Origin of the sequence: Streptomyces sp. NPDC085946 (genome assembly GCF_044540485.1) — a bacterium.
Classification (GTDB): Bacteria; Actinomycetota; Actinomycetes; order Streptomycetales; family Streptomycetaceae; genus Streptomyces.
In genome coordinates, this window is the sequence record NZ_JBITSF010000008.1 from 270,626 (window position 1) to 289,025 (window position 18,400).

The 18,400-nt window shown below is 71.6% G+C and carries 11 protein-coding genes; 6 read left to right on the top strand and 5 right to left on the bottom strand.

What is annotated here, in order from left to right:
• Nucleotides 1-115 precede the first annotated feature (115 nt).
• A complete protein-coding gene (locus tag ACIF8T_RS18700; protein WP_400036283.1) occupies nt 116-748 on the bottom strand; it encodes a DUF1707 and DUF4190 domain-containing protein in 633 nt (210 codons plus the stop codon).
• A gap of 147 nt (nt 749-895) precedes the next feature.
• Between ACIF8T_RS18700 and ACIF8T_RS18705 the strand changes: the two genes are divergently transcribed.
• The 6 genes from ACIF8T_RS18705 (at nt 896) to ACIF8T_RS18730 (ending at nt 8,717) form a co-directional block, all read left to right on the top strand.
• The gene (locus ACIF8T_RS18705) at nt 896-1,603 is read left to right on the top strand and encodes a Crp/Fnr family transcriptional regulator (protein WP_400036285.1); all 708 of its coding nucleotides are present in this window, start codon (nt 896-898) and stop codon (nt 1,601-1,603) included.
• A 149-nt stretch (nt 1,604-1,752) separates the two neighbouring features.
• Entirely contained in the window at nt 1,753-2,718 is a 966-nt protein-coding gene (locus ACIF8T_RS18710; RefSeq protein WP_400036287.1) for a hypothetical protein, read from the top strand.
• The gene (locus tag ACIF8T_RS18715; RefSeq protein WP_400036289.1) at nt 2,715-4,952 is read left to right on the top strand and encodes a hypothetical protein; all 2,238 of its coding nucleotides are present in this window, start codon (nt 2,715-2,717) and stop codon (nt 4,950-4,952) included. The genes ACIF8T_RS18710 and ACIF8T_RS18715 overlap by 4 nt, the downstream gene beginning before the upstream one ends.
• 47 nt (nt 4,953-4,999) lie before the next feature.
• Nucleotides 5,000-6,898, top strand: coding sequence for a hypothetical protein (locus tag ACIF8T_RS18720; RefSeq protein ID WP_400036290.1), 1,899 nt, complete (start codon nt 5,000-5,002; stop codon nt 6,896-6,898).
• A complete protein-coding gene (locus tag ACIF8T_RS18725) occupies nt 6,895-7,434 on the top strand; it encodes a Pycsar system effector family protein (protein ID WP_400036292.1) in 540 nt (179 codons plus the stop codon). Before ACIF8T_RS18720 ends, ACIF8T_RS18725 begins: the two co-directional genes overlap by 4 nt.
• Nucleotides 7,435-7,475: 41 nt before the next feature.
• A complete protein-coding gene (locus tag ACIF8T_RS18730; RefSeq protein WP_400036294.1) occupies nt 7,476-8,717 on the top strand; it encodes a M48 family metalloprotease in 1,242 nt (413 codons plus the stop codon).
• A gap of 122 nt (nt 8,718-8,839) precedes the next feature.
• On the opposite strand, the gene ACIF8T_RS18735 is transcribed toward ACIF8T_RS18730, so the two are convergent.
• The 4 genes from ACIF8T_RS18735 to rplJ form a co-directional block, all read right to left on the bottom strand.
• Nucleotides 8,840-12,739: a DNA-directed RNA polymerase subunit beta' gene (locus tag ACIF8T_RS18735; RefSeq protein WP_400036296.1), complete on the bottom strand. Its 3,900-nt coding sequence runs from the start codon at nt 12,737-12,739 to the stop codon at nt 8,840-8,842.
• A gap of 98 nt (nt 12,740-12,837) precedes the next feature.
• Nucleotides 12,838-16,323 (bottom strand): DNA-directed RNA polymerase subunit beta, encoded by a 3,486-nt coding sequence (gene rpoB / locus ACIF8T_RS18740; protein WP_400036298.1) that lies wholly within the window; start codon nt 16,321-16,323, stop codon nt 12,838-12,840.
• Between the two features lie 535 nt (nt 16,324-16,858).
• On the bottom strand, nt 16,859-17,245 hold the full coding sequence (gene rplL / locus ACIF8T_RS18745; protein ID WP_400036300.1) for a 50S ribosomal protein L7/L12: 387 nt from the start codon (nt 17,243-17,245) through the stop codon (nt 16,859-16,861).
• Nucleotides 17,246-17,359: 114 nt separating this feature from the next.
• Nucleotides 17,360-17,890: a 50S ribosomal protein L10 gene (gene rplJ / locus ACIF8T_RS18750; RefSeq protein ID WP_400036302.1), complete on the bottom strand. Its 531-nt coding sequence runs from the start codon at nt 17,888-17,890 to the stop codon at nt 17,360-17,362.
• Between the last annotated feature and the right edge of the window lie 510 nt (nt 17,891-18,400).

The window sequence follows — 18,400 nt, forward strand, 5'->3', positions numbered from 1 at the left end:
AATGGACCCCGCCCGCGACGCCCGGCGAGACATGTCAAGTCCCCGGGCCGCGGATGATCTTCGAATCGGCGGCGGCTGTCCGTTTCGAACACGTTTCGCACCTCAGCCCGGGGCGTCAGCCGACCGCGACCGACACCATGGTCAGGAGCACCAGGACGAGTGCCCATCCCGCGGTGGACAACCACCCGAGGACGAGTCCCGTCAGCGCGAGCCCGTCGCCGCCCTCCCCCGAGCGCCGGATCTCCGAGCGCGCCGCGTGCCCGAGGACGACCGCGGGGATGCCGGTGAGCCCGAAGGTCGGCAGGCACAGCAGCCCGCACACGGCCGCCCCGACCGCCTTGCCGTTGGTCTGCGGCCGCGCCGCCGGCCGGAACGTGCGGGGCACCTCCACGACGGCCGCGGGCTGCGGCACGGGCCCCAGCGGCAGGTCCGCGACCAGCAGCGCCAGCTCCCCCACCGTCCGGGCCGCGTACGCCCGCGCCACCCGCCGCTCGAACTCCTCGTGCTCCATGCGCCCCTCGCCGTACCCGGCCCGGAGCACGTCCACGGCCCGCTCGCGGTCGGCGTGCGAGGCCAGCATGTGGTGGGTGCCGTGGGTGCCGTCCACGGCCCACGGCCGGGTCCGTCCCGGCGGATTCCAGCCCGGTGGGTTCCAGGCCGGCGGCTGCGGCTGCGGCTGCGGAACGCCGTCCGGCCCCTGTTGCCAGGGTTGCCAGGGCTGCCACGACGGATAGGGCGGCTGCGACACGGAGCACCTCCCGGAGCACCGGAGTCCCTCCATCATGCGCCGAACCGGCGCGCACGGCACCGGTTTGGCGATCCGGCGTCCGGGGCGGCGACGGGTTCAGTACGTTGAACGGTCGCTGTGCGGACCGGCGGGGAAACGGAGAGTGACATGACCACGGCGGACCTACCGGGGGAGGCGGGGCTCGACGACCGGGTGCCCTTCCTGGCGCGTCTGGAGAAGCAGGAGCGCGAGGCGCTCCTCGGTCTCGGCCGCGAACTCGGCTTCCGGCCCCGCGACGTCCTGCTCCACCAGCACGAGCCGTCGTCGTACGTCCTCCTCGTCACGCACGGCTGGACCAAGGTGACCGCGGCCGCCGTCAACGGCTACGAGGCGCTGCTGGCGCTGCGCGGGCCCGGTGACATCGTCGGGGAGTCCGCCGCGCTCACCGGCCGGCCCCGCTCGGCCACCGTGACCGCCCTGGAGGCGGTGCGCGCGGTGGTGGTGGAGCGGGACCGCTTCACCGCGTTCCTGTCCGGCTCCCCCGCCGTCTCGTACGCCCTGCTCGGGCTCACCTCCGACCGGATGCGCGCGGCCGACCAGCGGCGCCTGGACTTCGCGTCGATGAGCGTCCGGGAGCGGCTGGCGGCCCTCCTGCTGGAGCTGGCCCACACCAACGCGCGCTACACGGAGGCGGGCGTCGAGCTCCTGGTCCCGCTGAGCAAGCAGGAGCTCGCCGGGTCGGTCGGGGCGTCCCGGGAGATGGTCCAGCGGCTGCTGAGGGACCTGCGGGCCAGGGGCGTGGTCGTCACGGGCCGCCGGACGCTGCTGATCGTCCGCATGGACGTGCTGCGGCGCATCGCGCGGGCCGGGACCTGAGCGGCCGGCGGCACGGCGGCCCGGCGGCACGACGCCCCGTGCCCTGTGTGCACACGTTCACACTTCGAGTGGGTCATCCGCCCTCTTCCCGCAGCCGCCCCGGGCGTCACTCTTCTCACCCAGGCGACAGCTCCCACCGGAAGGCGACCATGGCTGACCCCGTGAGCCGGACGATCCTCCTGCTCGACATCGAGAAGTACAGCGACCGGGACGACGTCGAGCAGGCCTACCTGCGGCGCATGCTCTACGACGTCACCGACCGCGCCCTGGAGAGCGCCGGCATCGACGGGACGCTGCGGCTGCGGGCCGACCGGGGCGACGCGGTGATGGAGCTGATCGACGCGAACGCCCCGGTGACCGCGCTGCTGAGAGCCCTGCTCACCGACGTGCCCGCCGAGCTGCGCGCCCTCAACCGCATGGCGTCCAGCTCGGCGCAGATCCGGCTGCGGGGCGTGGTGGCCTCGGGGTACGTCGCCGTGGACGGGCACGACGGGTGGGTCGGCTCCGACCTGAACCGGGCCTGCCGCCTGCTGGACGCCGAGCCGCTGCGCGCCGCGCTGCGGGAACGGTCCGGCGACTTCGTCCTGTGCGTCTCGGAGAGCGTGCACGCCGGCGTCGTACGGCACGGCCACCCGGGCATCCCGGCGGAGGACTTCCACCCGGTGACGGTGGAGAGCAAGAACGGACCGCTGCGGGCCTGGCTGCACGGGCCGGTGCCGGGCACCGCGGCGGGCGGGGACCACGGTGGAGGGGGGAGGGGGGAGGCGCCGGGCGGTTCGGGGGACCGCCCGGCGCCGCGGGGGTCCGGCGGGGGGCCGTCGGGCGGCCCGGAGCCGCGAGGGGCCGGCGACCCGGAGCAGGGAGCCGACGGCGCCGCGGACCGCCCGGCGCCGGGCGGATCGGCGAAGGGCCCGCACCGGGCCGGACCGGCGGAGGTCCCGCACCGGGCCGGACCGGCGGAGGCACCGGCGCCGGCCGGGGCGCGGGGAGCGCCCGCGCCGGGCCACGTCCTGAACGTCAGCGGGGGGTCGGTCAGCTTCGGGGGCAGCTTCGGCGGCGGCGACACCACCGTCGTCCTGGGCGACCGGCTCCGGGACCGGGGTGAGCGGCCGTGACCGAGCAGGACCAGCAGGCCGCCGCGGCCCCCGCGGCACCGCCCGGCGGGTCCGGGGCCGCGCCGGAGCCGGGCGAGCCCGCCCCGGACGGGACGGGGAAGGGCGGGGCCGAGGAGGCGGAGGAGGCCGACCGGACGCAGAACGCCTGGTCGGCCCGGCGCGACCTGTTCGACCACAGCCCCCGCACCATGCACGTCGGCGGCGGGTCCGTCGACTTCGGCGGCAGCTTCGGCGGCGGCGACACCAACGTCGCGCACCGCGCCGACGTCACCGGCGACGTGATCATGGGCAGCAAGACGGTCCACCACTGGACCCTCTCCGGACTGCCCGCCGCCGCCTCCGTCTCCGTCTCCGCCTCCGGTGAGGTCCCGCGGGCCACGCTGGACCGGCTGGCGGAGTCCTTCGTCGCCGACGACGCGGTGCTCGGCGATCTGCTGGACCGGCTGCGCCGCGAACGCGTCCTGGTGCTGTCCGGCCCCCGCTTCACCGGCCGCCGCACCGCCGCCCTGATGCTGCTGCACCGGCTCGGCGTCGCCTCCGTGCACGCGCTGGACCGCGACACCGCGCCCGGCGCCCTCGCCGACCGGTTCGCCGGCGCCGCCGACGACGACGCCGCGCGTCCCCGCGGGCACGTCCTGTGCGACCTCGCCACCCGCCGCGGCAACCCGCTGCGCGAACCGCACCTGCTGGCCGCCCGGGACCGGCTAGCCGCCCAGGACGCCTACCTCGTCGTCACCGTCGGCCCCACCGCCGTCCTGGAGGACGTGCACCCCGCCGCGTGGCGGCCGCCCGCCGCCGAGGACGTCCTCGCCGCGCACCTGCGCGCCCGCGCCGACGAGGCGACCACCGCCCGCCTGCTCGGGCTGCCGGACGTCAAGGAGTTCCTGGGCCGCCGCCACCAGCCGCGCGAGATCGCCGCGTTCGCCCGGCTGCTCGTCCGGCACGCCGCCGGGGAGGTCACCGGAGCGGCGGTCGCCCAGTTCTCCCTGGTGACCCTGGAGCACCAGGTCCAGGAGTGGTTCGAGGCGGACGGGACCGCCGTCCACCTGCGGGACAAGGCGTTCCTCGTCGCGCTCGCCGCGTTCGACGGCGGCCCCTACGCGCTCACCGCCGAACTCGGCGACCTCCTCTACCGCTGCCTGCAGCGGACCGAGGACTCCTCCCGCGTCCCCGAGGTCCCCGTCTTCGGCACCCACGTCGGCAAACGCCTCCAGCTCGCCCGCGCCGAGCGGTACGAGGAGGACGAGACCACCGAGTGGGGGCCGGTCACCCAGACCAAGGCGGCGTTCCTCGACGAGCGGGTCCCGCTGGTCCTGCTGCGCGAGGTCTGGACCGGCCACCCCTCCGCGCGGCCCGCGCTCGTCGAGTGGCTGCGCCGCCTCGCCGACGACGGCCGCCCCCTGGTCCGCACCCGCGCCGCGTCCACCGTCGCCGTCCTCGCCCGCACCGACCTGCCGTCCGCGATGGCCCTCGTCATCGAGCCGTGGGCACGGTCCAAGCGGTTCCGGCACCGGCTGGTCGCGGTCAACTCGCTCACCTTCGCGCACGCCGTCGGCACCCCCAACATCCCCCGCGTCCTGGACGACTGGTCCCGCCACGACGACCGGCGGCTGCGCTGGGTGGCGACGCGGGCGTACGCGCTGATCGGGCCGGAACGGCCCCAGCAGGCCCTCGCCGCGCTGCGCGGCGCCGTCCGCCGCCTGCACACGGACGCCACCGCCCCGGACGACTTCGACCGGGAGACGGCCGGTGAACTCGCCGAGGCCGTCGAGCTGCTCCTGCTGTCGGCCGCCGCCCCCGCGGTCCTCGCCGCACTGCGCGCCCACCTCGACGACGACCGGCCCGTGCGCGACCTGACCCTCGGCGGCTTCGTCAACGCGTGCCGCCGCACCGAGGGCGACGAGCGCCACGGCACCCCGCTCGTCCTCGGCTGGTACGCCCGCGCGAGCACCGGGGACCCCGCGTCCGCGCACGGCGTCGCCCACCTGTGGCGCGAGGCGCTCGGCGACCCGCACACCACCCGGCACGCCCTGGACGTCCTGCGCGCCTGGGTGCTCGCCGCCGACCGCTCGACGGCCGCCGAGTGGGCCCTCGCCGCGCTCCTGCCGGAGCTCGTCACCACCCCGACCGAGCACGCGCGCCTCGGCCACCTGCTGCGCACCATGCCCGGCGAGGACGGCAGTCCCCCGCCCGACGTCGCCGCCCGGCTGCTCACCACCCTTCCGCACCGCTGACCGGGGGCCCGCCCGCGCGGGCCCGCACGTCCGAGGAGAGACCCACCATGCCCGGCTTCCACCGCCCGCCCGAGTGGCAGCAGCCCGCGGACCGGCACACCCGGCTGATCGACCCGGTGCTGACCGTGCGGCAGCTGTCCCGCTTCGAGATGTCCCTCAAGCACGTGGTCCGCATCGACCACGCCCTGGTCTTCTCCACCCCCAAGGGCGGGTACGAGGCCTACCTGCCGCCCAGGCGCCCCACCCGCGGCGAGATCGCGGGCCGCCGCTACACCGCCGTGTACGAGGTGGACATGGGCGTCCACCCCTTCACCGACACGCTCACCCTGCCGAGTGACAACGACGCGTTCGAGTTCACCGCCGAGACGGACCTGTCCTGGCAGGTCCTCGACCCGGCCCGGTTCGTCGCGAGCGGCGTCCGGGACGTGCCGGCCATGCTGCTCGGGGAGCTCCAGCAGGCCGCCCGGCCGGTGACGCGCCGCTTCCCGATCGGCGACAGCGCGGCGGCCGAGCGGGAACTGCTCCACGCGGTGACCGTGCTCGGGCCGCTCGGCGCGCCCGCGGGACTCCAGGTCACCTGGACGCTGCGGCTGCGCCGCGACCTGGCCGGCATCGAGCACCAGCAGCGCCTGCGGGCCATCGACCACTCCGCCGCCGAGCAGATCCGCGCGGCGCGGCAGGGCATGCAGGTCGACGTCGAGACGGACCACCGGCACCGGCAGCAGGACGCCCTCCAGCTCACCCGGGCCATGGAGTACGGCCGCGGCGAGCAGGACCTCGCCCTCCAGCAGCAGCACTGGCAGCACGAGCGGGCGCTGCTCCAGGGGCAGCAGGCGCTGGAGCTCCAGCGCCTGGAGGCGCAGAAGATCGAGTTCTACCAGTGGCACCTGGCGCAGGGCGGCGTGCACGCCTGGGCGCTGCACCTGGCCCAGCACCCCGAGGACTCGCGGCTGGTCATGAACAGCATGCGCGAGGACCAGCTCCGCATGATCCAGGCGCAGATGGACCTCGTGAAGGAGCTGCTCAACGGGGAGAACGCGGAGAAGTTCGAACTGGAGGGCCCCAAACAGCTGGCCCTGCGCACGGTCAGCGACATCCTCACCCAGCGTCTGCCGGGCGTCCCGCACGCCGCGCCCCTGCTCACGCCGCCCGGGGACGCGGAGGACGTTCCGCCGGCGGCACACCCCCAGGCACCACCGCGCACCCCGGCGACGGCACCTCAGGCCGTCACCGCCGCGGACCCGGCACCCGCCCGGCCCTCCGCACCCGGGCACGGCCCCGGCACCCACGGCCCGGACGGCGTGGACGGCACGGCCGGCACGGCCGGCACGGCCAGCGTGAACGGCACGGCCGGCGTGGCCAGCGTGAACGGCGCGGCCGGCGTGGCCGATGTGGCCGATGTGGCTGGTGCCCACCCCGGCCTCCCGCCCCAGCACCCCACACCCGGCACGCCCGCAGGAGCGGCGACCGGCCCCGGCCCCGCGCCCGGCCGGTCCGTGACCCCGCACACGCCCTCGCACCCCGCGTACGCGTCCGCGCAGGCCCCGTACGCACACCCGCAGACCCCTCACACGCACCAGCAGCCCCCGTACCCGCCGCCCGCCCGGATGCCGGCCGCGCCTCCGCACACCGCGTACGCCCCGCCAGAAACGCCGGGCACTCCCCCGCACACCGCGCCGGGAACACCGCTCCCGCCCCCGCACACCCCGTACGCCCCACCGGGAACACCGGGCACTCCCCCGGTCGTCCCCGCGCCCCTCGCCTACGGGCCGCCCACCCCCGCGGCGCCGCCCGCCCCTTGGCAGCCGCCGCCCGGGTACGGCAGGACCCCGACCGCGCCGCCGCGGCAGCCCTCCGCGACGCCGGCCGCGGCGGGCGAGGAGCCCGAAGGATCCGCGCCCACCGCGCGGACCGGCGGCGGCGCGGCCGGGGACGCCGCCCCATGACGACGACCGGCCCCGCGCCCACGACCGCCCCCGCCGCCACAGCCCACGGCCGGGTCCAGCTCTGTGAACGCCTGCTCACCGACCTGCGCGGCGAGATAGCCCGCGCCGACAGCAAGGCCGCCGTCCTCGTCGCCGCGCTCGGCGTGACCGCGGGCCTGTTCAGCGGCCTGCTCGCCGGGCGCCGCTGGACCCCGGAGGCGCTCTCCACGGCGGGCGCCGTGACCTGGTGGGCCGGGGGCCTCTCGCTGGCCGTCTCCCTGGGCGCGCTGCTCCTGGCCGTCCTGCCCCGCCACCGCACGGGCACCTGGACGCCCGGCCAGCCCCTGACGTACTTCGGCGACATCCGGCGGGCCGTCCGCGCCGGCCACCTGGACGCCGCGCTCGCCGACACCGAGGCCGACCCGGCGGCCGGGCTGGTCGCGGCCCTCGGCGACACGAGCCACATCGCCTGGCGCAAGCACCAGTGGATCCGCACCGGCCTGATCGCCTTCTGCGCCGGCACGCTCCTGCTGCCCGTCTCCCTGCTCATCGGCTGACCCACGGGCCGGCCACCGCTCACGCACCCGAAGGAACCACCGTGACCCAGTCCCCGCCGACCCCGCCGGAGTACCCGGAACCCGCCGCCGGCCCGCCCCCGTACCCCGAGGCGCCTCACTTCCCCCGCCCCGCCGCCGCACCACCGCAGTACCCCGGCCCCCAGGGCCCGACGCCCCCCGCGTACCCCCAGGCTCACGTACCCCCGCAGTACCCCCAGCCCCAGCCCGCACCACCCGCGTACCCCACCCCTCCGCAGTACCCGACCGCCGTCCAGCCCCCCGTCTCCGCCGCGCCGCCGCCCCCTTCACCCCCCGCCCAGGACCCCGCCCACCCCCACCACATCGACACCGACCGCGTCGGCCGGGTCCACCTCTCGGCCCACCAGCGCCGCACCGACGCCACCGCGGTCGGCAACCTGCTGCTCTACCTGCCGCACTTCCTGTGCAGCCTCCTCGTCGTCGGTCTCGTCTCCCTCCTCTTCGGCGGCCTCGGGTTCCTCGTCGTCATAGTCTGGCTCGCCAGCGGCGCACTCGTGTTCCACCGCCCCGCCGAGAGCGCCCTCGCGCGCCACCTGCTCCACCTGCGCCACCCCACGCCGCAGGAACGCGCCACGCTCGAACCGGTCTGGCGCGAGGTGACCGCCCGCGCGGGCGTCGAGGGCCGCACCTACGAGCTGTGGGTGGAGGACAGCGACAGCCTCAACGCGGTCGCCGCCGCCGGCCACATCGTCGGCGTCCCCCGTTTCGCGCTGCGGGAGCTCCCCAACGGCGAACTGGCCGCCGTCATGGCCCACGAACTGGGCCACCACGTCGGTGGCCACGCCTGGTCGTCGCTGCTCGGCTACTGGTACGCGCTGCCCGGCCGGATCGCCTGGCGCGTGCTGCGCACGGTCACCGCGGTGATGTTCCGCGTCTCGCGCGTCTTCTCCTGCTTCGGCGTGCTCTTCCTCGGCGTGTTCGTGATCGGCCTCGCCCTGGCCACCGTCAGCTCGCTGTACGGCCTGCCGCTGCTGATCCTCGCGATGCCGTACGCGCTCGCCGCCGTCGGCCGCCGCGCCGAGCTGCGCGCCGACCGGCACGCCGCCGCCCTCGGCTTCGCCCCGATGCTGGCGGCCGTGCTGGAGAAGCTGCACCACCAGGAACAGCAGCGGGCCGCCGCGCTGACCGCGGCCGGCCAAGGGGTGCCGGCCGCCGAGAGCCCCGTCAGCAAGCTGCTGGCGTCCCACCCGGACCACCACACGCGCCTGCACCACCTGCAGCCGTACCTCCAGCCGCAGCGCTGACCCCGGTACCGGTACGCGCCGCGCACCCGGGCGGCCTCCGCCGTCCGGGCACGCCGAAGGGCGGCCACCCCTCCACGGGGTGACCGCCCTTCAGTGCGTCGGACGCGTCGCGTCACCGCGCCTTACTGGTTGTACGGACCGTAGTCGTAGTCCTCCAGCGGCACGGCCTGGCCGGAGCCCGTGCCGAACGGCGAGTAGTCGATGTCGTCGTAGCCGACGGCCGAGTACATCGCGGCCTTGGCCTCCTCGGTCGGCTCGACCCGGATGTTGCGGTAGCGGGACAGACCCGTACCGGCCGGGATGAGCTTACCGATGATGACGTTCTCCTTGAGGCCGATGAGGCTGTCGGACTTGGCGTTGATCGCCGCGTCCGTCAGGACTCGGGTCGTCTCCTGGAAGGAGGCGGCCGACAGCCAGGACTCCGTCGCCAGCGAGGCCTTGGTGATACCCATCAGCTGCGGACGACCGGAGGCCGGGTGACCGCCCTCCTGGACCACACGACGGTTCTCGGTCTCGAACTTCGAGCGCTCGACCAGCTCGCCGGGCAGCAGCTCGGCGTCGCCGGACTCGATGATCGTCACGCGGCGCAGCATCTGCCGGATGATGATCTCGATGTGCTTGTCGTGGATCGACACACCCTGCGAGTTGTAGACCTTCTGGACCTCGCCGACCAGGTGGACCTGGACGGCGCGCTGGCCCAGGATGCGCAGCACGTCGTGCGGGTTGGTGGCACCCACGGTGAGCTTCTGGCCCACCTCGACGTGCTCGCCCTCGCTGACCATCAGACGGGCGCGCTTGGAGATGGGGTAGGCCATCTCGTCGCTGCCGTCGTCCGGCGTGACGACGATCTTCTTGGTCTTCTCGGTCTCCTCGATCCGCACGCGGCCGGAGGCCTCGGAGATCGGGGCGACACCCTTCGGGGTACGGGCCTCGAAGAGCTCGACGACACGCGGCAGACCCTGGGTGATGTCGTCACCGGCCACACCACCGGTGTGGAAGGTACGCATCGTCAGCTGGGTGCCGGGCTCACCGATGGACTGGGCGGCGATGATGCCGACCGCCTCACCGATGTCGACCAGCTTGCCGGTGGCCAGCGAACGGCCGTAGCACATCGCGCAGGTGCCGACGGCGGACTCGCAGGTCAGGACCGAACGGGTCTTGACCTCCTCGACGCCGCGCTGGACGAGCTCCTCGATGAGGACGTCGCCCAGGTCGGTGCCGGCCGGGGCCAGCACCTGGCCGTCGACCACGATGTCCTCGGCGAGGCAGCGCGCGTACACGGACGTCTCGACGTTCTCCGCCTTGAGCAGCGTGCCCTCGGCGTTGCGCTCGGCGATCCGCAGCCGCAGACCGCGCTCGGTGCCGCAGTCCTCCTCGCGGATGATGACGTCCTGGGAGACGTCGACCAGACGACGGGTGAGGTAACCCGAGTCGGCGGTACGCAGAGCGGTGTCCGCCAGACCCTTACGGGCACCGTGCGTGGAGATGAAGTACTCCAGCACGGACAGGCCCTCACGGAACGACGCCTTGATCGGACGCGGGATCGTCTCGTTCTTCGCGTTCGACACCAGACCACGCATACCGGCGATCTGACGCATCTGCATCATGTTGCCTCGTGCACCCGAGTTCACCATCATGAAGATCGGGTTGGTCTTCGGGAAGTTGTCGTTCATCGCCTCGGCGACCTCGTTGGTCGCCTTGGTCCAGATCGCGATGAGCTCCTGCGTGCGCTCGTCCTTGGTGATCAGACCGCGCTCGTACTGCTTCTGGACCTTCTCGTCCTGCGCCTCGTAGCCCTTGACGATCTCCTTCTTCGCCTCGGGGACGACGACGTCGGAGATGGCCACGGTGACGCCGGACCGGGTGGCCCAGTAGAAGCCGGCCGCCTTCAGGTTGTCGAGCGTCGCCGCCACGATGACCTTCGGGTAGCGCTCGGCGAGGTCGTTGACGATCTCGGAGAGCTGCTTCTTGCCGACCTCGTAGTCGACGAACGGGTAGTCCTCGGGCAGCAGCTCGTTGAAGAGCGCACGGCCGAGCGTGGTCCTCAGACGGAAGCTGTCACCCTGCTGCCACTCCGGCTCGCCCTCCTCGCGCGCCGGCGGCTCCCAGCCCCGCGGCGGGATGGTGCCCACCGGGAAGCGGACGTCGATCGGCGCCTGGAGCGACAGCTCGCCGGCGTCGAACGCCATGATCGCCTCGGCGACGGAGGCGAAGGACCGGCCCTCGCCCTTGACGTTGCGGCCCTCGGCGTCCGTGGTGAGGAAGAACAGACCCAGGACCATGTCCTGCGTCGGCATCGTCACCGGACGGCCGTCGGCCGGCTTGAGGATGTTGTTCGAGGACAGCATCAGGATGCGGGCCTCGGCCTGCGCCTCCGCGGACAGCGGCAGGTGCACGGCCATCTGGTCACCGTCGAAGTCCGCGTTGAACGCGGTGCAGACGAGCGGGTGGATCTGGATGGCCTTGCCCTCGACCAGCTGCGGCTCGAAGGCCTGGATGCCGAGGCGGTGCAGGGTGGGCGCACGGTTCAGCAGGACCGGGTGCTCCGCGATGACCTCTTCGAGGACGTCGTACACGACCGTGCGGCCGCGCTCCACCATCCGCTTGGCGCTCTTGATGTTCTGCGCGTGGTTCAGGTCGACCAGGCGCTTCATCACGAACGGCTTGAAGAGCTCCAGCGCCATGGCCTTGGGCAGACCGCACTGGTGCAGCTTCAGCTGCGGGCCGACGACGATGACGGAACGCGCCGAGTAGTCGACTCGCTTGCCGAGCAGGTTCTGACGGAAACGGCCCTGCTTGCCCTTGAGCATGTCGGACAGCGACTTCAGCGGGCGGTTGCCGGGGCCCGTCACCGGGCGGCCGCGACGGCCGTTGTCGAACAGCGCGTCGACGGCCTCCTGGAGCATGCGCTTCTCGTTGTTCACGATGATCTCGGGCGCGCCGAGGTCGAGAAGCCGCTTCAGGCGGTTGTTCCGGTTGATGACACGGCGGTACAGGTCGTTCAGGTCGGAGGTCGCGAAGCGGCCACCGTCCAGCTGCACCATCGGACGCAGGTCCGGCGGGATGACCGGCACGCAGTCGAGCACCATGCCCTTGGGGCTGTTGCTGGTCTGCAGGAACGCGGAGACGACCTTCAGGCGCTTGAGCGCACGGGTCTTCTTCTGGCCCTTGCCGGTGCGGATGATCTCGCGGAGGCGCTCGGCCTCCTCCTCCAGGTCGAAGGACTCCAGGCGCTTCTGCAGCGCCGCGGCACCCATCGAACCGTCGAAGTACGTGCCGAAGCGGTCGCGCAGCTCGCGGTAGAGCAGCTCGTCGCCCTCCAGGTCCTGGACCTTGAGGTTCTTGAACCGGTTCCACACCTCGTCGAGCCGGTCGATCTCGCGCTGGGCGCGGTCGCGCAGCTGCTTCATCTCGCGCTCGGCGCCCTCGCGCACCTTGCGGCGCACGTCGGCCTTGGCGCCCTCGGCCTCCAGCTCGGCCAGGTCGGTCTCGAGCTTCTTGGCCCGGGCCTCCAGGTCGGCGTCGCGGCGCTGCTCGATCTGCTGGCGCTCGACGGAGACGTGGGCCTCCAGCGAGGGCAGGTCGCGCGTACGGCGCTCCTCGTCCACGTACGTGATCATGTACGCGGCGAAGTAGATGACCTTCTCCAGGTCCTTCGGGGCGAGGTCGAGCAGGTAGCCCAGCCGCGACGGAACACCCTTGAAGTACCAGATGTGCGTGACGGGGGCGGCCAGCTCGATGTGGCCCATCCGCTCACGGCGCACCTTGGCGCGGGTGACCTCGACGCCACAGCGCTCACAGATGATGCCCTTGAAGCGGACGCGCTTGTACTTGCCGCAGTAGCACTCCCAGTCCCGGGTCGGACCGAAGATCTTCTCGCAGAAGAGTCCGTCCTTCTCGGGCTTGAGGGTGCGGTAGTTGATGGTCTCGGGCTTCTTGACCTCGCCGTGGCTCCACTGACGGATGTCGTCAGCGGTGGCCAGGCCGATCCGGAGCTCGTCGAAGAAGTTGACGTCGAGCACTATGCGTCAATCCCTCTCAGGGTCGTGAGTCTTTGGTCTGATACGGGGGCCTGGGGGTCGGCGGGGCCCTTGTGGGTCAGGGCCCCGCCGGACTCCCGTCAGACCTCTTCGACGCTGCTCGGCTCGCGCCGGGACAGGTCGATGCCGAGCTCCTCCGCAGCGCGGAAGACGTCCTCGTCGGTGTCACGCATCTCGATGGACATACCGTCGCTGGACAGCACCTCCACGTTCAGGCACAGGGACTGCATCTCCTTGATGAGCACCTTGAAGGACTCGGGGATGCCGGGCTCGGGGATGTTCTCGCCCTTGACGATCGCCTCGTAGACCTTCACGCGGCCGGTGACGTCGTCGGACTTGATGGTCAGCAGCTCCTGGAGGGCGTAGGCGGCGCCGTACGCCTCGAGTGCCCACACCTCCATCTCGCCGAACCGCTGGCCACCGAACTGAGCCTTACCGCCCAGCGGCTGCTGGGTGATCATGGAGTACGGACCGGTCGACCGGGCGTGCAGCTTGTCGTCGACCAGGTGGTGCAGCTTCAGGATGTACATGTAGCCGACCGAGATCGGGTCCGGGAACGGCTCACCCGAACGCCCGTCGAACAGCCGCGCCTTGCCGGTCGGGAGCACCATGCGCTCGCCGTCGCGGTTGGGCAGGGTGTTCTCCAGCAGACCGGCGAGCTCGTCCTCACGGGCACCGTCGAAGACGGGGGTCGCCACGTTCGTCCGGGGCTCGACGCGGTCGGCGCCGATCTGCTGCAGGCGCTGCGCCCACTCGTCCGCCAGGCCGGAGACGTCCCAGCCCTGGCTGGCGAGCCAGCCGAGGTGGATCTCCAGCACCTGTCCCGGGTTCATTCGGGACGGCACACCCAGCGGGTTGAGGATGATGTCGACCGGGGTGCCGTCCTCCAGGAACGGCATGTCCTCGATCGGCAGGATCTTGGAGATGACGCCCTTGTTGCCGTGACGGCCGGCGAGCTTGTCACCGTCGGTGATCTTGCGCTTCTGCGCGACGTAGACGCGCACCAGCTGGTTCACACCGGGGGGAAGCTCGTCGCCCTCCTCGCGGTCGAAGACGCGCACGCCGATGACCTTGCCGGTCTCGCCGTGCGGCACCTTCAGCGAGGTGTCGCGGACCTCACGGGCCTTCTCACCGAAGATCGCGCGCAGCAGGCGCTCCTCCGGGGTCAGCTCGGTCTCGCCCTTGGGCGTGACCTTGCCGACGAGGATGTCGCCGGCGATGACCTCGGCGCCGATGCGGATGATGCCGCGCTCGTCGAGGTCGGCGAGGACCTCCTCGGAGACGTTCGGGATGTCCCGGGTGATCTCCTCGGGGCCGAGCTTGGTGTCACGGGCGTCGACCTCGTGCTCCTCGATGTGGATCGAGGAGAGGACGTCGTCCTGCACGAGGCGCTGCGACAGGATGATCGCGTCCTCGTAGTTGTGACCCTCCCACGGCATGAACGCCACGAGCAGGTTCTTGCCGAGCGCCATCTCGCCGTTCTGGGTGGCCGGGCCGTCGGCGAGGACCTGGCCCTCGATGACGCGGTCGCCCTCGTTGACGATGACCTTCTGGTTGACCGAGGTGCCCTGGTTGGAGCGGGCGAACTTGGCCAGGCGGTACGTGATGTACGTGCCGTCGTCGTTGGCGGTGGTGATGTAGTCCGCGGAGACCTCCTGGACCACACCGGCCTTCTCGGCCTTGACCACGTCGCCGGCGTCGACCGCGGAGCGGTACTCCATGCCGGTGCCGACGAGCGGGGACTCCGACTTAATCAGCGGCACGGCCTGGCGCATCATGTTCGCGCCCATGAGGGCACGGTTGGCGTCGTCGTGCTCCAGGAAGGGGATCATGGCGGTCGCGACCGACACCATCTGGCGCGGCGAGACGTCCATGTAGTCCACGTCCTCGGGGCCGACGTAGTCGACCTCGCCGCCCTTGCGGCGGACCAGCACGCGGGCCTCGGCAAACCGCATGTCGTCGCCGAGCGTGGCGTTGGCCTGCGCGATGACGAAGCGGTCCTCCTCGTCGGCGGTCAGGTAGTCCACCTCGTCGGTGACCTGGCCGTCGATGACCTTGCGGTACGGGGTCTCGACGAAACCGAACGCGTTGACCCGGCCGTAGGAGGCGAGCGAGCCGATCAGACCGATGTTCGGGCCTTCGGGGGTCTCGATCGGGCACATGCGGCCGTAGTGCGAGGGGTGCACGTCACGGACCTCGAAGCCGGCCCGCTCACGGGACAGACCACCCGGGCCGAGCGCGGACAGACGACGCTTGTGCGTCAGCCCGGACAGCGGGTTGTTCTGGTCCATGAACTGGGACAGCTGGCTGGTGCCGAAGAACTCCTTGATGGAGGCGACGACCGGCCGGATGTTGATCAGGGTCTGCGGCGTGATCGCCTCGACGTCCTGGGTCGTCATCCGCTCGCGGACGACTCGCTCCATGCGCGCCAGACCCGTGCGGACCTGGTTCTGGATGAGCTCGCCGACGCTGCGCAGGCGGCGGTTGCCGAAGTGGTCGATGTCGTCGGTCTCGACGACCACGGGCTGGCCGTTGTCACCGACCGTCTCGGTCTCGCCGGCGTGCAGCTTCACCAGGTACTTGATCGTCGCGATGATGTCCTCGACGGTCAGGATCCCGGCGTCCAGCGGGGTGTCCGTACCCAGCTTCTTGTTGACCTTGTAGCGGCCGACCTTGGCCAGGTCGTAGCGCTTGGGGTTGAAGTAGAGGTTCTCCAGCAGCGTCTGCGCGGCCTCACGCGTGGGGGGCTCGCCCGGACGCAGCTTGCGGTAGATGTCGAGCAGCGCGTCGTCCTGGCCCTGGGTGTGGTCCTTCTCCAGGGTGGCGCGCATGGACTCGTACTCGCCGAACTCCTCGAGGATCTGCTCGGTGGTCCAGCCGAGCGCCTTGAGCAGGACGGTCACGGACTGCTTGCGCTTGCGGTCGATGCGGACGCCGACCATGTCGCGCTTGTCGATCTCCATCTCCAGCCAGGCACCCCGGGACGGGATGATCTTGGCGGAGAAGATGTCCTTGTCGGACGTCTTGTCGATGGAGGAGTCGAAGTAGACGCCGGGCGAACGCACCAGCTGCGACACGACGACACGCTCGGTGCCGTTGATGACGAAGGTGCCCTTGTTGGTCATGAGCGGGAAGTCGCCCATGAAGACCGTCTGGGACTTGATCTCGCCGGTCTCGTTGTTGGTGAACTCGGCCGTCACGAAGAGGGGCGCGGCGTACGTGAAGTCGCGCTCCTTGCACTCGTCGATCGAGTTCTTCGGCGGCTCGAAGCGGTGGTCGCGGAAGGTCAGCGACATCGACCCGGAGAAGTCCTCGATCGGGGAGATCTCCTCGAAGATCTCCTCGAGCCCGGACTTGGTGGGGACGTCCTGACCGTTCTCGAGAGCCTCCTCGACCCGACTCTGCCAGGCGGTGTTGCCGAGCAGCCAGTCGAAGCTCTCGGTCTGCAGCGCGAGCAGGTTCGGAACCTCAAGAGGCTCCTTGATCTTTGCAAAAGAGATGCGCAGCGGGGCGGTGCTGGCAGCGTTGTTCGTATTCGCGGTCGAGGCGTTGCGCGAGGCGGCCAAGAGGGGGTCCTTCCGAGGGCTCGGACTCACTACGCGCGTACCGGCCCCTCTCCCGCGCACAGAGACAGAAATCCCAGGTCGGAGATCATCTGGTCGTCTGTGTCAGGTGAGGGCAGACCCCTGGTGACGGGCAGGGGGCAGCTAACAGGCAGCGCAAAGGGTCAGTGTAGCCACTTGGCCCACTGATGTCCAGTCCCGCTTCCTAGCCTTCGTCACTGCCCTCGCCGTCTGCGGCATGCCTGCCCTCAACGCACGTTGATACTGCCCTCTTCGCCGTCGATCCATGCCTCGGATTCGGATCCTTGTGACGACGCGTCCTGAGAATTGCGCGCTGCGTGCGGTTCGTCAAGGCCCCCTTGGCCGAACCGGACCCCCGAAGACACGGTGAAGATCACCTTACCTCCCGGAGACGGAGGTGCAAGGCGACCGCGGCCGCCCTCCGGGAACGCCGAAGAGCGACCACCCGGATGGATGATCGCTCCTCGGTGCGTACGCGTTACAGCCCTAGCGGGCCGTTCCTGCGGTCGCGAAGGTCTTACTTGACCTCGACGGAGGCACCGGCGCCCTTGAGGGCCTCGGCGGCCTTGTCGGCCTGCTCCTTGTTGACCTTCTCCAGAACCGGCTTCGGGGTGCCGTCGACGAGGTCCTTGGCCTCCTTCAGACCCAGGGAGGTCAGCTCACGCACGACCTTGATGACCTGGATCTTCTTCTCGCCGGCGCCGGTGAGGATGACGTCGAACTCGTCCTTCTCCTCGGCAGCCTCGGCGGCGGGGGCACCCGGGGCGCCGGCGGCGGCAACGGCGACCGGGGCGGCGGCGGTGACGTCGAACTTCTCCTCGAAGGCCTTCACGAACTCGGAGAGCTCGATGAGGGTCATCTCCTCGAACTGGGCGAGCAGGTCTTCCTGGCTGAGCTTCGCCATGATGGCGGTCCTTCCACTAAATCGGCAGGTGCCGGATGTACTGGGTGCGGCGGGCGTACGTCGGGCCCGCATCGACCCTCACCTCACGCGGCGAGGATCGGAAAGCGAGCCGAATTACTCGGCACCGCCCTGCTCTGCCTGCTTGGCGCGCAGCGCGTCCACGGTGCGGACGAGCTTCGACGGGAGCGCCTGGAAGAGCGCGGCAGCCTGGGACTGCTTGCCCTTCATGGCGCCCGCCAGCTTGGCGAGCAGAACCTCGCGGGACTCGAGGTCCGCAAGCTTCTTGATCTCGTCGGCGGACAGCGCCTTGCCGTCAAGGACACCGCCCTTGATGACGAGATTCGGGTTGTCCTTGGCGAAGTCACGAAGACCCTTCGCCGACTCCACCGGGTCACCGGTGACGAAGGCGACTGCCGTCGGACCGTTGAACAGGTCGTCCAGCGTCGTGATCCCGGCCTCGTTGGCCGCAATCTTGGTCAGCGTGTTCTTCACCACGGCGTACTGGGCGTTCTCACCGAGCGAACGGCGCAGCTGCTTGAGCTGGGCCACGGTGAGACCGCGGTACTCGGTCAGCACGGCGGCGTTCGAGTTGCGGAACTGGTCCGTCAGCTCGGCAACCGCGGCAGCCTTGTCGGGCCTCGCCATAGAGCCTCGGCCTCCTTCCGGGTGATTCGGACCGCGCGGACCCGAAGGAGGACTGGGGAAAACGAAACGCCCCGGCGCAGGCGCACGGGGCTCAGCTCGACCGGTTCTTCGCACACACGAGGCAGCGAACTCCGGGAACTCTTCCACTGTCACCTGCGCGGGTCGTCCGCAGTTCAGCGGATCCTTCGGCCACCGCGCCCTCATGCGAGCGCACGGCAACGACCAGCGGTCTTTGGCTTCTGCAAGAGCGTACGTGACCGCATCCCTGTCAAGCAAATCCGCTCCCGCGGCGCTCGGGCACCGGCATCCGCCCTCGTCCCGGCGAGGCCGTGACGGTCACCGGCTCGTTCGCGTCGAGGGAGGTGGGGGCGGGTCGAGCGGGCCCTCGTCGGCGTCGCCGCGCACCCGGACCGCCTGGTGTGGTCCTCGCCGTCCCCCACAGGTCCGTCGTGAGCGTGAGCTTGCCGGTACCCGCCCTCTCGTCCTGGTCGATGCTCCTCTCGCGCCGCT

Excerpts from the sequence above, each read along its gene's own strand:
- ACIF8T_RS18705 (WP_400036285.1), top strand. The coding sequence starts at position 896 with ATGACCACGGCGGACCTACCGGGGGAGGCGGGGCTCGACGACCGGGTG.
- ACIF8T_RS18710 (WP_400036287.1), top strand. The coding sequence starts at position 1,753 with ATGGCTGACCCCGTGAGCCGGACGATCCTCCTGCTCGACATCGAGAAG.
- ACIF8T_RS18720 (WP_400036290.1), top strand. The coding sequence starts at position 5,000 with ATGCCCGGCTTCCACCGCCCGCCCGAGTGGCAGCAGCCCGCGGACCGG.
- ACIF8T_RS18725 (WP_400036292.1), top strand. The coding sequence starts at position 6,895 with ATGACGACGACCGGCCCCGCGCCCACGACCGCCCCCGCCGCCACAGCC.
- rplL (WP_400036300.1), bottom strand. The coding sequence starts at position 17,245 with ATGGCGAAGCTCAGCCAGGAAGACCTGCTCGCCCAGTTCGAGGAGATG.
- rplJ (WP_400036302.1), bottom strand. The coding sequence starts at position 17,890 with ATGGCGAGGCCCGACAAGGCTGCCGCGGTTGCCGAGCTGACGGACCAG.